The sequence below is a fragment of the Microtetraspora malaysiensis genome (genome assembly GCF_001528665.1).
Classification (GTDB): Bacteria; Actinomycetota; Actinomycetes; order Streptosporangiales; family Streptosporangiaceae; genus Microtetraspora_A; species Microtetraspora_A malaysiensis.
In genome coordinates this window covers 34,364-48,265 of record NZ_BBYJ01000038.1, presented here as the reverse complement: position 1 = coordinate 48,265, position 13,902 = coordinate 34,364, and the positions used below count along the sequence as shown (strand labels likewise).

The following is a 13,902-nucleotide window of genomic DNA, read 5'->3' as shown; positions in this document are numbered from 1 at the left end:
TAGCGCGCTAGGTGCGCTAGGTGCGCCTCCATCGCCTGTCACGTCATGATCCACCTAGCGTGCACAGCGTGGTGGAGTTGCAGACGAGTCAGCCCAGATGGCGCCAGGTATACAAGATCATCAGTGACCGCATCCGATCCGGTCACTACAAGGTCGGAGAGCGCATCCCCTCGTTGATCAACCTGGTCGAAGAGTTCGGGATCGCCAACGCCACCGGCCAGAAGGTCATGCGCGCTCTCCGGCAAGCTGGACTGATCCACACCGAACCCGGCCTCGGCTCCTACGTCTCCGATCCGTCCCACTGGGAACCGCCAGTAGACGAGCAGGCCGCATCTCCCCAGTAATCCGCGCAGGACTACAGCCCATCCGTCGTCAGCGTTCCGACGTCACGACTCCCGCGGATCAGCCGTCCCACGACTGGCCAGATCGAGCCGGCGGTGCCCGTGATCGGCGGTTCAGGACAACGGCGGTTCAGGACGGTTCAGGAGTGGCGGATGAGAACTTTCTCTACGTCTTCAAGGGCAGCCCGCCTGCGGCGGCCTGCCGCGCGTCGGGCGGTCGCTGGCCGCGCTGCGGCTCTTCGGCCGGTCGCGACCAGCACCACCCACGCGCTGTCAGCGCCATGGCGAGCAACTGGAACCCGAAGGCATGCTGAGGCGGCGGCCGGATGACAGTTGCCCAAACACCAGGCCGTTGAGGGGATACATGCCCAAAACATTGCCGAGTTGCGCTTGTAGGGGATCAAGCGGCGGCGCGGCGTGCCGCCGTATCCCCGGCCCTCCGCCCGGACGTACGACCTGGGGGCCGGTCTCGCACGGCGGCAGGACATCGGACCGGGCACCACACGCCGGCCCCGCCGTACCCACCGAACGCCCCGACCGGGGTTGCTACGCCGCCGCACAGATGCAGCCCTACGATCGCCACTGCATGGCTAGACGCCGTACGTACTTGGGGGCGATCGACGATCCAGGGTTCGTTCCTCACCCTGGCTCACCAAGTAACGTGGCTGATCTTCAAAGTGGGACAGTTGACGAACTACGCTCCTCCCATGCCCAGAAGGCGGGGCGCTTCAGTGAGGGGATACCTCAAGATCCTGAGCAAGGCCCCCTGCCCCCTTGTCGATCGCGGCCTCGTAGAACGCGTCGGCGAGCGCCACGATGATCCCTTTGATCGCAGGCCCGTCGGTGAAGAAGTAGTCAGCCATGGTGTTGTGCGCCTCCTGGTTGTCGGCGACGACCTCGGTGACGGCGGACTGGAAGTCCTGCGACTCCATGAACTGCTTCTTCGAATTCACCCGGGTCTGCTGGACCAAGTCCGGGTCGGCGAGCAGTCGCTGCACGAGCCCCTGCACGAACTCCCGGATCTGGGACTCGGCGAACGACTCGGCACCGAAGAGGTCGTTCATCTTGTCGATGACGACCTGGAGCGCGACGTACTTCGGCTCCTTCTTGGTGCCGGTGCCTGCTGCGCTGATCCCCTTCAGCTCGCCGTCTCCGGTCAGCGAGATGTCAACTGCGATTGCCTTGTTGTGCTTCACACCGACCAGGACCACGTCCGAAAGGTCGACGTCGGCGCTCCACGAGGACTCGGCGATGACCTTCTCCAGAAGCCGGAGGAAGATCGAGAGCATCTCCATGTACGGGTCGCCGTAGTCAACGATCTGGCTCATGAAGTCATAGAGCCGCACGTAGGTGGAGACGTCCTTGCGGAAGAGGTCGAGGGTGTTGAGCGTGACCTTGTCCTCGGCCTCGATCGCTGCCGCGTAGCGACGCCGGAAGTCGTGCTGGGCCGGGCTGATTGCCGCCGAGAGCGCGTTGTTGCCCTTGCGGGCGACCCACAGCTCGGCGACCTGGCGGACCTGGTCCTCGGTGTAGATCCCTGCCTGGGCGAGCTTGTTCGCAAGGTGGACGACGACGTACGGGTCGGTCTCGGTCTCCAGGGTGGCGTTGGTGAAGTACGGCTCGAAGGCGGTCCTGATGTCGTCGGGCTTGTTGAGGAAGTCGATGACGAACGTCTTGGCCTTCTGCTCTCCGCCGGCGGTGCGGTGGGTTCGGTTGAGTCGGGAGAGCGTCTGCACGGCGGTGGCCCCGGAGAGCTTCTTGTCGACATACATTGCCGAGAGCAGCGGCTGGTCGAAGCCGGTCTGGAATTTGTTGGCGACCAGCATGATCTTGTACGTCTCGCCCTTGAACGCGGCGGCCAGGTCGGCGCCCGCTCCGGGGTTCATCTTGGCCTCGGTGAACTCGTCGTCCTTCGACGGCGTCGGCCCCCAGTCCTGGCTCCACGTCTCGTTTTCGGTCATTGACAGCGACCCGGAGAATGCGACCAGGGTCCGGTAGTTGTACGACGCGTCCTCGGCGGCCCGCTTGGCGATGTAGGCGTCGATCGCCTTCTTGTACTTCACCGCGGCTTTGCGCGAGTCGGTGACGACCATCGCCTTCGCCTTGCCCTCCAGGAGGTGGGCGACGTTGGCGTGGAAGTGCTCGACGATGATCTGCACCTTCTGGCTGATGTTGGTCGGGTGCAGCTGCACCCACCGCATCAGCCCCTTGCGCGCAGCCGACTCCTCGACCTCGCCACCGTCGCCGCTCTCGGCCTTGCCGGCGATCTTCAACGCGGTTTCGTAGGACTGGTAGCCCTTGAGCACGTCGAGGATGTAGCCCTCCTCGATCGCCTGCTTCATCGAGTACAGGTGGAACTCGCGCGGCTTGCCGTCCGGCCCCTTGCGGCCGAACAGTTCCATGGTCTTGTTCTTCGGCGTCGCGGTGAACGCGAAGTAGGAGATGTTCTTTGACTCGGCCCGCTCGGTCATCTCCGCGGCCAGGATCGCCTCGACGTCGACCGAGCCGCCGTCCTCGATCTCTTTGATCTCCTCTGCGGTCAGGACCTGCTTCAGCTTCGAGGAGATCTTCCCCGACTGCGAGGAGTGCGCCTCGTCTGCGATGACGGCGAACCGCTTGCCCTTCAGGCTGGAGTCGGCCCGGATCTCATCGAGTGCGAACGGGAAGGTCTGCACCGTCACCGCGATGATTAACTCGCCATTCTTCAGCGCCTGCGCCAGCAGACCGGACTTCGACTTCGCACCGGCCTTGCGCACGTCCTCGGGGCTGATCGTCGCGACGATCTTCCCGCTACCGTCGATCTGCCGGATCGCGTCCTGAAGCTGCCCGTCGAGCACCGTGCGGTCGACGACCACAATGACCGAGTCGAAGACCTTCTCATCATCGACGTGGAGCCGCGCGAGACGGTGCGCCGTCCAGGCGATCGTGTTCGTCTTTCCCGATCCCGCGGAGTGCTCGATCAAGTAACGCTGGCCGACACCCTCCTCAGCCACGGCGGCCACGATTTTCGTGACCGCCTCCCATTGGTGGAACCGGGGGAACAGCATGTTCGTACGGCGCACCGACGTGCCGGTCGCGACGTCCCACTCCTCCTTGGTCTCCACGATCATCAGCCGGCCGATGATGTTGAGCCAGGCGTGCTTCTCCCAGACCCGCTCCCACAGGTACGCCGTCGCCGACCTCCCGTCCGCACCAGGCGGGTTCCCGGCACCGTCCTCGAAGCCGGTGTTGAACGGCAGAAAGTGCGTATTCTCCCCCTCCAGCCGGGTGGTCATCGCAGCCAGGTCGTTGGAGACCGCGAAGTGCACCAGCGCCCGGTGCCCGAACGACAGCAGCGGCTCGCGCCGACCATTGGTCAGCGGGTTGCGGTACTTCTGGTACTGCTGGATTGCCTCGTCCAGCGACTGGGTGAAGTCGGTCTTCAGCTCCACCGTCGCAACCGGGAGCCCGTTGACGAAGAACACCAGGTCGATGCTGCGCTGGTCAGCCGTCGAGAAATGCACCTGACGCATGACCCGCACCCGCATCGCCGCATAGTGCGCGTTCGTCGTCTCGTTCAACGATGTCTCGGGACGAAACTGCGCCATCTTCAACCGGCCACCGCCGATGTACTGCACCCCACTGCGCAGGACGTTCAGCATCCCACCGCCATGCTCCAGCGGCTTGTCCAGCGCCGTGGTCAGTACATCGAGGAACTTCGCCTGCGACCCAGCCGCCTTCAACGCCTTCTCGTACGCCAGCTTCTGCGTCGCCTCCAGCCACGCGAACAAATCCTCGGGAAACAGCGCCCGCTCACGGTCATACCCGGTGTCGTTCGCCGAGTACAGCCAGCCATGGGCCGCGAGGTACTCACAGATCTCTGTCTCGAAGACGACCTCATTGTGATCGGCCATCACGCGACCTCGTGTACGTCGATCTGCCCCGTCACAGCTGCCGTGATCAGTGCGGAGCGGCGCTCATGGGCGAGCTCGATAAAGCGCTTCGTCTCCGCAATGAGCGCGTCGATCTTCGAGGTCTCGGCAACGGACTGAGCTACCAGTGCGTCCTGCTCCTCCCGATCCGGAACCGGAACCTTCACCTGCTGCACAACTTTGGTGTTTAGTCGCAAGCGAGTGGCACCCCGTGCGAGCAGCATGATCTGCGAACGCGTCTGTGGAGCTGACATGACCCAAGCGAGGTACTCCGAACTGACCAACCGGTTGGGGCGGAGGCGATAGCAGTCGGCCTTCACGATGGCACGCCCGATGTCGGGCACCACTGCGGCACGGCCGAGCGGCATTTTGTCATCGCCCAGCCCGGCAACAACTACGTCATTCCGTTCCACCTCGTGGGCGCCGAGCTCGTCGGCGTACTCAAGCGGAATGAACGCTTCATCGGCATCCCTGAACTCGTTGATCCCGATGTTGCCAAGCCGGATCACACGAGCGCCTTCGTCCGAGTAGTGCTCCGAGGTGAGCGAAGATCCGAAAGGACCATCGACGATTGACGTGATGACTCTCCGCACTTCCACCTCTCGGCCAGACTGATAAGCCTGGTCAACAGCTACCGCCCACGCCGAGTCCCGCCGCTCGCGGAGCATCTCGATAAGACGCTGCTGCTCCTCAATGAGCGTGTCGATGCGGGCGGTCTCGCGGTCGAGGTAGTCGGCGATGGCGTGCTGCTCTTGGAAAGGCGGAACAGGGACAGCCAGGGCGTTGATCTGCGCTGTTCCGATGCCAGGCTGCGCAGCTGTCTGGGAGTACTGCCCGAGGTTCATCACCTGCAGGAGATAAGCAAGCCAGCGAGCTTCGACCGTGGCCGCGGGCCGCGCAACGATCGCGTGCTCCGATGCCCAGAACTCACCCGATACAAGATGCACGTTGCCGCACAACGCACCCTGCCGCCCGATCAGGATGTGTGTTCCTTGGTGGGTCTTCGCTTCGGTGTAGCCGCGAAGACCGTTGCCGCCATAGACGGGATAGGTCCCCGTTGGTTCGATCGAATCGGCGGTGATCGCCTCGCCGGCCTGCATTCCGGGCGCGACATACTTCAGTTTCGACTCGGACCAGTCGAGCGGAAGTGAGAGCCCTTGCAACCAGTCGATCCTTGTCGGACCCATCTGCCGGACAACTGTCACCCTTCCACCTCTCTCAGCAGGTTGAGGATCTTGGCGACCTGCTTCTCCAGGTCGGCGTCGATCTCGGCGAGGGGGCGGGGCGGGACGTACTTGTAGAAGTGGCGGGGGAAGGGGATCTCGTAGCCGACCTTGACCTTAGCCCAGTCGATCCAGGCGTCGGGTACGTGCGGATTCACTTCGGTGTCGAAGTACGCCTGGATGACCTCGGCCTTGCCCGCAGGGCCGGCGGTCGAGCCACCGTAGGTGAAGGGCACGTTCTCGGTGTCGCGCTTCTTGGAGTCGGGTTTCGGCTTGCCCTTGCGGTCGACGACGGGCTTGCGGTCCTCGTCCAGCAGCGGCCGCTCGACAGTGATGGTCCAGTAGCCGAACTCGTCGTTGCGCAGCACCTTGGAGTAGTCGGGGTCGGCGTCGGTGAAGTCGGCGTACAGACGGAGGATCTTGGCGCGGTCGGCGTCGCTGAGTTCACGGTTCTTGTTGCCGAGGTTTTTGCGCATCTTGGTCCAGAACGAGGTGCCGTCGATGAGCTGGACCAGGCCCTTGCGGTCGGGGTGCTTGGTGTTGTCGAGGATCCAGATGTAGGTGGCGATGCCGGTGTTGAAGAACATGTTGGTCGGCAGCGCGACGATCGCGTCGACCAGGTCGTTCTCCAGCAGCCACTTGCGGATGTTGGAGGGGCCGGACTCGGCGGCGCCGTTGAAGAGCGGCGAGCCGTTCATGATGATCCCGGCCCGGCCGCCGCCGTCCTCGGGGGCGCGCATCTTATGCACCAGGTGCAGCAGGAACAGCATCTGCCCGTCCGAAATGGCTGGCAGGCCCGGCGCGAAGCGGCCGTATGGGCCGGCCTCGGCGCGCTCCTTGGTGACGGCCTTGGCGTACTGCTTCCAGTCGACGCCGTACGGCGGGTTGGACATGCAGAAGTCGAACTGGCGGCCCTTGAAGGCGTCGTCGGTGAGCGTGTTGCCGAAGGCGATGTTAGACGCGTCGTGGCCCTTGGCGAGCAGGTCGGACTTGCAGATCGCGTACGACTGCGGGTTGTACTCCTGGCCGTACAGGCTCAGCCGGGCGTCCGGGTTCTGTGCGAGCAGGTGCTCCTCGGACAGAGCGAGCATGCCGCCGGTGCCGGCGGTGGGGTCGTAGAGCGTTCGGACGATGCCCGACTCGGTCAGGTCGGCGTCTTTCTCGGCGAAGAGTAGGTCGACCAGCAGCCGGATCGCGTCACGCGGCGTGTAGTGGTCACCGGAGGTCTCGTTCGCGGCCTCGTTGAACTTGCGGATGATGTACTCGAACGCGTCCCCCATGTCGGCGTTGGACACGACATTGGGGTGCAGGTCGACGGCGCCGAAGGATTTCACGATCTCGCGCAGGAGACCGGCCTTCTCCAGGGCGATGATCTGCTTCTTGAAGTCGAAGTACTCGAACACGTCGATGTCGGCGGAGAACCGGTCGATGTAGTCGACGAGGTTGTCCTCGAGCCCGTCCGCGTCCTTCAGAAGGTTCGCGAAGCTGTACTTCGAGGTGTTGTAGAACGGCTGGCCGGTGGCCTTCTTGACCTCGATCCGGAGCCTGTTCGGGTTCTCGTATGCCGCGGCCAGGTCTCGGACGGTCTCGCGGTCCGGCTCCAGGATGCAGTCGAGGCGCCGAAGGATCGTGAACGGGAGGATCACGTTCCCGTACTGGTTGGGGCGGTAGGGACCCCGAAGCTGGTCGGCGATCGACCAGATGAAACTACCGAGCGTGCTCACAAGGCTCCTTACAGGAATCACTCAACGTGCATGGCTGCGCCGACACTGAGGTAGTCGCGCCTCGCAAGGCAACGCACGTCCGCTGACGGGGCGTCATGAAGCCCATCTTCGCGCACCTCGGCCTCCTGCGTACTCGGGAAATCAGGGGGAATTTCAGGCCCGCCCGCACCGTAGCGGAGGGGGCCGACACAAAGCGCGAGCAACGAGAGGTCAGGCAGCCTCGGCGACCTCCGCCTCGCATAGGCTGCACGGGATCGGGCCACTCCGGACCACCGCGGCCATGCCCAGATCCGGCGCGGGCGGATATCAGCGGACCCTCGGCGTCGCACACGATCGACTGCGCGGGCCCTGGATACGGTACGGCGTCTCGGCGTCGGTCACTCCTGGCAGACTGAGGGAGTCTCTCACTCGTGTAATCCGTGACATCAGGCATCGGGAGTAACAATTGAACAATCCTCCAAGAGATCTCAAGGACGAGCAGATCAAAGCTCTAGAGCAAGTCGATGCACGGACGGCTTTCGAGACCCACGGCAAAGAGGCTTGGACTCTTGTCTATAAGGCATGGGGGTACGGGACGGATCACTCCGGCGCATACTTCTCTGTCCTTGCTCCACCAGCTCTGCGTGAGCAGTACCTCGGTGACGAAAGCTGGGACGTCCGTATCGGTGACGGACAACCGGGGACTATCACTTCTTACGAGAAGGGACAAGAGACTCATTATTTCCGGTATGGAAATAATGAGGGCTGGGAGCCGCTCGTCATTATTACGGAGCAGTACGGCAAGCGCCTCGGTCAAACACTGCTATGCGAAGAGTTTCGCCTCGTTTTCAATTTGTGGGAAGATAAAGCTAGCGGACATTTCATTGCCACCGAGAAGGATGGCAGTGAGACGCTTGTCGCCGAAGTCACCGATGATTCGGTTCGCATTCGCACGTCCTATTTAGCCCGATACCGGGCGCTCAAGCAGCTCGATATGTGGTTGTACGTGGAGGTGGTTGACCTCTACGCAAACCTAGACTTGAATGCTGACTACACTACTCACAACACTCAATGGCGCAAACAAGGCGAAATGGGATTCGTTCACGTCCGAGATGAAGGCGGTCTCGGCAAAGTGATTTCGCTTTTCCGGGCAAAGAAATTCTTCGCTCCCCCCTCCATTGAGGCTTCAAATGTGTTGGGATACGGGAATCGCGTTGAGAATTATCCGGAATTCATTATTGGCGAAAACGACGACGGCTCTGTTCGAAATTATACATCCGACTATGAGGCTCTCGGCAACTACTTCGGGAAGAACCCGGATGCGCCGCATTATCTTACCCCCGTCTTCTTTCGACGAGAGGTCCTCCAAAAGTACTATGAAAACCCTGAACTGTACCAGGTTCAGGATGGCTACTTACGGTGTGCAGGCCTCTGGGGAATCAGAGTTGATAATGATCATCCAGACTATGTCATGGTCTTTCTTGGAGATCTCGGACGAGACCTGCCCGAAGCTGAGCGAAATTACTGGCTGGGTTTCAACATTCCACCTGAAGGGCCGATGAGCGATACTAATATGCGCAGATCGTTCTTAGGTCAGTGGGTGGATGCGCAAGGGCCAGAGCATCAGTTCAAGCGCGCTTATCAACGCCTAAACGAGGAGTGGCAGAGACGCAACAATTGGCCGCTCTATAGAGAACCTCACAGTGTTGATAAAGTGCTCATAGAGCGTCTCCACGCCCCCTTAAGTGAATCACAGCGAGAATTCGAAGACCAGATTCTGTCGCTTGCTAAATTGCTAGTTGACTTCCTCAATGAGAAGGGGATAACAGCGGTCACCGGAAAGGGTCCAGAAGGCGAGAAGGGGATCAGTAAGCTTGAGCGATTGTTGACATTTTGGCAATATCCTCACATGGATCGGGATGTGTCCTTACTTCGCCAGATTCAAACGATTAGATCCCAGGCTAGCGCACATTCAAAGGGATCATCATACGATAAATTCATTGCCCAGCAGCTCGATGGTCGTACAAAGAGTGAGTTTGTCAAAGACCTTCTCGCACGGGCAGCGCAGACTTTGGTCGACCTAAGCGATTTCACGCCTCCCAAACACTCGTCATGATGCGGCTAAGGTCGAGGTATGGACGAGGCTATGGCGAGCTCGGAAAGGTGGTGCGCACAGGTTCGGGGTCGATGTGCGACTGAACAGGACCGCAAGATGCTGGCCCAACTGATCGAGTACGACCGTGATCCATTCGAGACCACGCTTTATGAGCATTCATCAGATCCGCAAACGGGTTGAGCGACAAGGCCGAGAGGTCATACGCGGGTCAGTACGACCGCCGCCTACGTCGACTACAAGAGCACGCCAAGCACGCCGAGACCGATCAATAGGCCTTGCGGGATACACGCGGGATGATCTTGTACGGTTGGGGCCCAAAAGAGTGCTTCTGCCTGGCGAGAGGCCCTGTTGCCACTCGGAACGCAGCCCTCTTGAAAACCGCTAGGCCAGGAACTGGCATAACAGGGGTCCGAGTACTCGAGGTCCTCCGTCGCCGAGTCGGCCGGCGACCACTGCTGCATTCCATTTGCCACTCGGAAATGCCCACGTCGCGGCGTCAGGCCCGGACGAACTGCGCGATGATGTGCGCGCCGCCGCGGTTGTCGTCCGACGCATAGTTCGAGACGTCAGTCACGGTAACGGTACCGTCCTTGAGTTCCACCTTGATGCGACCGTCGTCGTACAGGAACAGTCCAAGCCCGTTGGGCCAGTCGTACTTGTCGTGGCCCCATTGGTCGTTGCGGGTAGCCTGCGGCCGGCCGTGTTGCAGGTCGGCATGCTGCCCGATCGTCTCTCCGCCGGTGCTGAAGATCTTGTCGAACCAGGTGATGAACTCGGCCACGTTCCCGATCTGGGCGATGCGCTCGTGGAGCGCCCGCTGATCGTGACCCGGAACGAAGGTGCTGCGTGAAATCTCACCGCACCTGCACGCGCATTTCCGCAGGTCGAATGGGGATTCGAGGTAGACGACGGGGTTGCGGGCGCCCTCTATCGGCTTACCGACGTAGGCGTCATAGACGGGGTGTCCGGGCTCCAGTACGCGGCCTTCGATGGCCTTGCGGCCGGGCTTGCCGGGGACCTGGACCGGAACGATCTTGTCGATCTCGACGGCGAGGACGACGGCCCGCTCGCCGGCGGCGCTAATGCCCGAGAAGATCGCGTACCGCTCGCGGGTCTCTGCCTCGGCGCCAATGGCGTAGTAACCGCGGTTGGCCTCGTAGATCTCATGCGGCGTCATCTCTGGCGCGTAGCCGTGCTGGCTGCGGTTGAGCGGGTCGCCAGCGGGGCATGGCTTGCAGCCACCCATCGTGATGTGGATCATCGCATACCTCCATACACGGGAGAACCCTCTCATTGAGGTATTGCGATGATGGCACGTTCTGGCGATACCCGCAATAGGGGGATGCCCGGGTATCCAGGTATTCTGTGTCCAGTCCACCAGCGTCCCGGCGAAGCCGGCGTCCGCGAACACGTACCGGACCGGCGTGACCAGATACATGCTGAGCAGGGTGGTCTTGGCTCCGTCGCGGTCTTGGACGGAGGCGGCCATCACGCAGACGACCAGCAGCAACCCGAGGGTGTCGGTGACGATGAACCGCTTGCGCCCGTTGATCTTCTTTCCCGCGTCGTAGCCGCGGCTGTCGCGTCCGACAGTGTCGGCGCCTTTGACGCTCTGGGAGTCGATGATGCCCGCGCTTGGTTCCTCGGCCCGCCCCTGCGCCACCCGGACCCGGCGCCGCAGCACGGCGATCATCTGTTCGGTGACCTTGGCTTCTTCCCAGCGGACGAAGTACCAGTACACGGTCTGCCAGGGTGGGAAGTCGAACGGCAACTGCCGCCAGGCGCAACCGGTCCGCACTACGTACAAGACGGCGTCCACGATGTCGCGGCGCGGGTGCTTCTCGGGCCGTCCGCCTGTGTTCGGCGCGGGAAGCAGCGGCTCGATCAGCGCCCATTGGGCGTCGGTCAGGTCGGAGGGGTAGCGGCGTTCGAGGGGCACCCAGCCATGATCGCGATCTGACCGTGGTCACGGCGGCGAGATGCCCGCACCGCCTTCTCAAACACGCTCTCAAACACGCTCTTACGCTGGCTGTGGGTATTCAACTTACCTCCTTTCTGTGAAACGATCGTCCTCCGGTCTGTGGCGTTACTGCTGGAGGCGATGTGATTGAAGCGCGCGTGATGTCGATCGATCACCTGATCTCCCCGTCGGTACAGCTGGTTGTACCGGACGACCATAGGCCGTATTTATGGGGTCCGAAGCAGATACAGCCCCTATGGGACACGATTTCTGCCGGAGCTTCTAGTCCGTCAGCGCATAAAGACTATTTTTTGGGATCCGTAGTACTAGAGGTGGATCGGTACGAGTCGCCGATGAGGATTCGGCTGATCGACGGGTATCAGAGGATCATGACCCTCCTCGTAGTGCTGTGTGCCATGCGTGACCATATGTCACTGATTGGGTTGCCCATCGGTGACTCGATTACCAGCAGGTATCTGCACGCTGAGTCATATAACGCCGAAACAACTTACCGACTCGTGGCACATCAAGCTGATCGCCCGAACTTCACTGCGATCATAGAGGGTGATGGAGATGTGGGCGCAACGGGACGCGTGGCTGACGCGTATAAGTTCATGCGAAGAAGACTACTCGACGCATGCCCAAACTTAGACGACTTCCAGCAGGCTTTCTCTTGGCTGCACGGCGTGTCCGCAGTAGTTCGAGAAGGTATAGTAATGGCAGCCCTCTCTTTTGATAAGGAGGCCGCGGCATCTCTGCTTCCTTTTCTTTATCAGAGCAATCCAAAACCATTTCGCCGTCTCATTGCAGAGGACAAGGCAGCAGACGACGTAATTGCCTTCGCTCATCGACGAGAGCAGGTATCGGTATTTCGGAAATATCTTGAAGATGACAACTGCTTCGACAGGGCGATTGCGAGGACAGCTAGAAAGCGGGGCGAGGATGTCTGGCAGCAGTTCTTCGAGAAAAACCCGTGGATCCTCGGTGCGTCATTAGGTGGTCAACTTCTTGTATCTTGGGATCCGTCGCGTCTTGAGCAGGCAGTTACTGGAAGCTCCATCAGTGGTGTAGGTAAGCGAACAGACGCGCTTTTGCGCACTGCTGGCCGCATACGCTCGATGGTCTTCGCTGAATTCAAAACGCATAGAACCGCCTTGCTTGACAAGGATGTTTATAGATCCGGCTGCTGGATTCCATCAAAGCATGTGACGGGAGGAGTGTCTCAATTACAAGGGACAGTGCATCGCGCAGTACGTCACATAGGGAATCTAATTAACGATCACGACGAAGAAGGAGCGGCTATTCCCGGAGAGGCAACATACCTCATACGGCCGAGATCCTATCTTATCGTTGGGCAACTGGCGGACCTTTTTAGTGGAGGAGGCGGGGTTCGCGAGGACAAATTCGTCTCCTTCGAACTGTACCGTCGGAGCATCACTGAGCCCGAGATTGTGACTTTTGACGAACTACTGAGCCGTGCCGAGTGGATGGCGGGAATTTCGCAGATCCCGTAAGTGAGATCCAGTCACTAGTTTTAGTGCCGGCCAACGGGCAGAGGTTTAGCTATGTCCAACCGAGTCGCTCCGCTGCGGCAGCACAATCTTGCGTCAAACAAATGGCTTCCCATGGCGGAGGCTTGATGTAATCGCGATTCCTAGCCGGGGTGAGGATCGGTAATCAGGGTCGTCCGCCGACGCCGTAGCCCCCGCTTGAGCGCCTCCGAACAAGCGGCCGTCGCCGAATGCCGGGCGGACCGTCCAAACGGGATATAGGTGCGCGGTACGGTGGTCGCCGGCGGTACGGTGCCCTGCATGGCTCACCCGCTGCTGCCGCTCGCCCAGGAGTTCATTGCGCCGCCGGACCTGCGCTGCCCGACATGCCAGTATGGGCACCTGGTCAAGAAGCAAAAGTTCATCACCCATGATGATGCGGCCACCAGTGTCGCGAAGACCCAGGAGCCCGACGCCTGGGAGCCGGACTGGAGCACCGGCGTGTTCACCGGCTTCCTGGTGTGTGCGCACGCCGGCTGTGGTGAGACGGTCGTGCTCGCCGGCGACTACCGGGTGGGCGATGACCCGGACCCGGTGAAGAATGGGCCATGGGCGGCGTTCTACCGGCTCACTTACGCACGGCCGGCACTGACGCTGGTGGACTGCCCGGTCGGCACGCCGGAGTCGGTTGTCGCTGCCGGTCGCGTCGCGGCGGAGATCGTGTGGATCGACCCGGCGGGAGCGGCCGGACGGCTACGGGTCGCCGTAGAGGAGTTGCTGACCGCACAGCGGGTGCCGCGCTTCCGGATGGCGGCCAAGCCGGGCAAACCGATCAAGCGGGTGCGGCGCACCACCCACCAGCGGATCGAGTTGTTCGCCCAGCGCAAACCGCAGGTGGAGCAGGTGCTGATGGCAGTCAAGTGGATCGGCAACACCGGCAGCCACGAAGGGTCCCTGGGGATCGAGGACGTCCTGGAGGGCGCGGAGATGCTCGGCCTGGCGCTGCGGCTGCTGTACGACCCGAGCCAGCCGAACCTGATGCGGCGGGTCGCGGCGGTAAACCGGCACTCCGGGCCAGCCCCACGGCGCCGGCGGGTCTGAACCGCGCCGGGATTCCCTCGCACCGTTGCAGCAGGCGAATCGCTGCGTGACCAACTG

The 13,902-nt window shown here is 61.6% G+C and carries 8 protein-coding genes; 4 read left to right on the top strand and 4 right to left on the bottom strand.

Going from position 1 to position 13,902, the window contains the following annotated elements; genetic code table 11:
- Nucleotides 1–68: 68 nt before the first annotated feature.
- Nucleotides 69–344, top strand: a complete 276-nt coding sequence (locus AWQ71_RS36245) for a GntR family transcriptional regulator (protein WP_218002100.1) — start codon at nucleotides 69–71, stop codon at nucleotides 342–344.
- Nucleotides 345–1,069: 725 nt separating this feature from the next.
- Here the strand turns inward: AWQ71_RS36245 and AWQ71_RS36240 are convergent.
- From AWQ71_RS36240 to AWQ71_RS36230, 3 genes are read right to left on the bottom strand one after another with little or no spacing between them, the layout of a single operon-like run.
- Nucleotides 1,070–4,234, bottom strand: coding sequence for a type I restriction endonuclease subunit R (locus AWQ71_RS36240; RefSeq protein WP_067142738.1), 3,165 nt, complete (start codon nucleotides 4,232–4,234; stop codon nucleotides 1,070–1,072).
- Nucleotides 4,234–5,457, bottom strand: coding sequence for a restriction endonuclease subunit S (locus AWQ71_RS36235; RefSeq protein WP_067142735.1), 1,224 nt, complete (start codon nucleotides 5,455–5,457; stop codon nucleotides 4,234–4,236). Before AWQ71_RS36235 ends, AWQ71_RS36240 begins: the two co-directional genes overlap by 1 nt.
- Entirely contained in the window at nucleotides 5,454–7,199 is a 1,746-nt protein-coding gene (locus AWQ71_RS36230) for an HsdM family class I SAM-dependent methyltransferase (protein WP_067142732.1), read from the bottom strand. Before AWQ71_RS36230 ends, AWQ71_RS36235 begins: the two co-directional genes overlap by 4 nt.
- 445 nt (nucleotides 7,200–7,644) lie before the next feature.
- On the opposite strand from AWQ71_RS36230, the gene AWQ71_RS42290 reads away from it, so the two are divergent.
- Nucleotides 7,645–9,294, top strand: coding sequence for a hypothetical protein (locus AWQ71_RS42290; RefSeq protein WP_157570784.1), 1,650 nt, complete (start codon nucleotides 7,645–7,647; stop codon nucleotides 9,292–9,294).
- Between the two features lie 496 nt (nucleotides 9,295–9,790).
- Here the strand turns inward: AWQ71_RS42290 and AWQ71_RS41055 are convergent, their stop codons facing one another.
- Nucleotides 9,791–11,233 carry an IS5 family transposase gene (locus AWQ71_RS41055; RefSeq protein ID WP_084259698.1) on the bottom strand — a complete coding sequence of 481 codons (1,443 nt, stop codon included), beginning with the start codon at nucleotides 11,231–11,233 and terminating at the stop codon, nucleotides 9,791–9,793.
- 182 nt (nucleotides 11,234–11,415) lie between these two features.
- On the opposite strand from AWQ71_RS41055, the gene AWQ71_RS41050 reads away from it, so the two are divergent.
- Together AWQ71_RS41050 and AWQ71_RS36215 are read left to right on the top strand one after the other, a co-directional pair.
- Nucleotides 11,416–12,768, top strand: coding sequence for a Shedu anti-phage system protein SduA domain-containing protein (locus tag AWQ71_RS41050; RefSeq protein ID WP_245658880.1), 1,353 nt, complete (start codon nucleotides 11,416–11,418; stop codon nucleotides 12,766–12,768).
- Between the two features lie 297 nt (nucleotides 12,769–13,065).
- A complete protein-coding gene (locus AWQ71_RS36215) occupies nucleotides 13,066–13,845 on the top strand; it encodes a DUF8608 domain-containing protein (RefSeq protein ID WP_157570782.1) in 780 nt (259 codons plus the stop codon).
- Nucleotides 13,846–13,902: the final 57 nt, after the last annotated feature.

What these genes read in the sequence shown, in the direction of transcription:
- AWQ71_RS36240 (WP_067142738.1), bottom strand. Translation starts at nt 4,234, where the DNA reads ATGGCCGATCACAATGAGGTCGTCTTCGAGACAGAGATCTGTGAGTAC.
- AWQ71_RS41050 (WP_245658880.1), top strand. Translation starts at nt 11,416, where the DNA reads ATGTCGATCGATCACCTGATCTCCCCGTCGGTACAGCTGGTTGTACCG.
- AWQ71_RS36215 (WP_157570782.1), top strand. Translation starts at nt 13,066, where the DNA reads ATGGCTCACCCGCTGCTGCCGCTCGCCCAGGAGTTCATTGCGCCGCCG.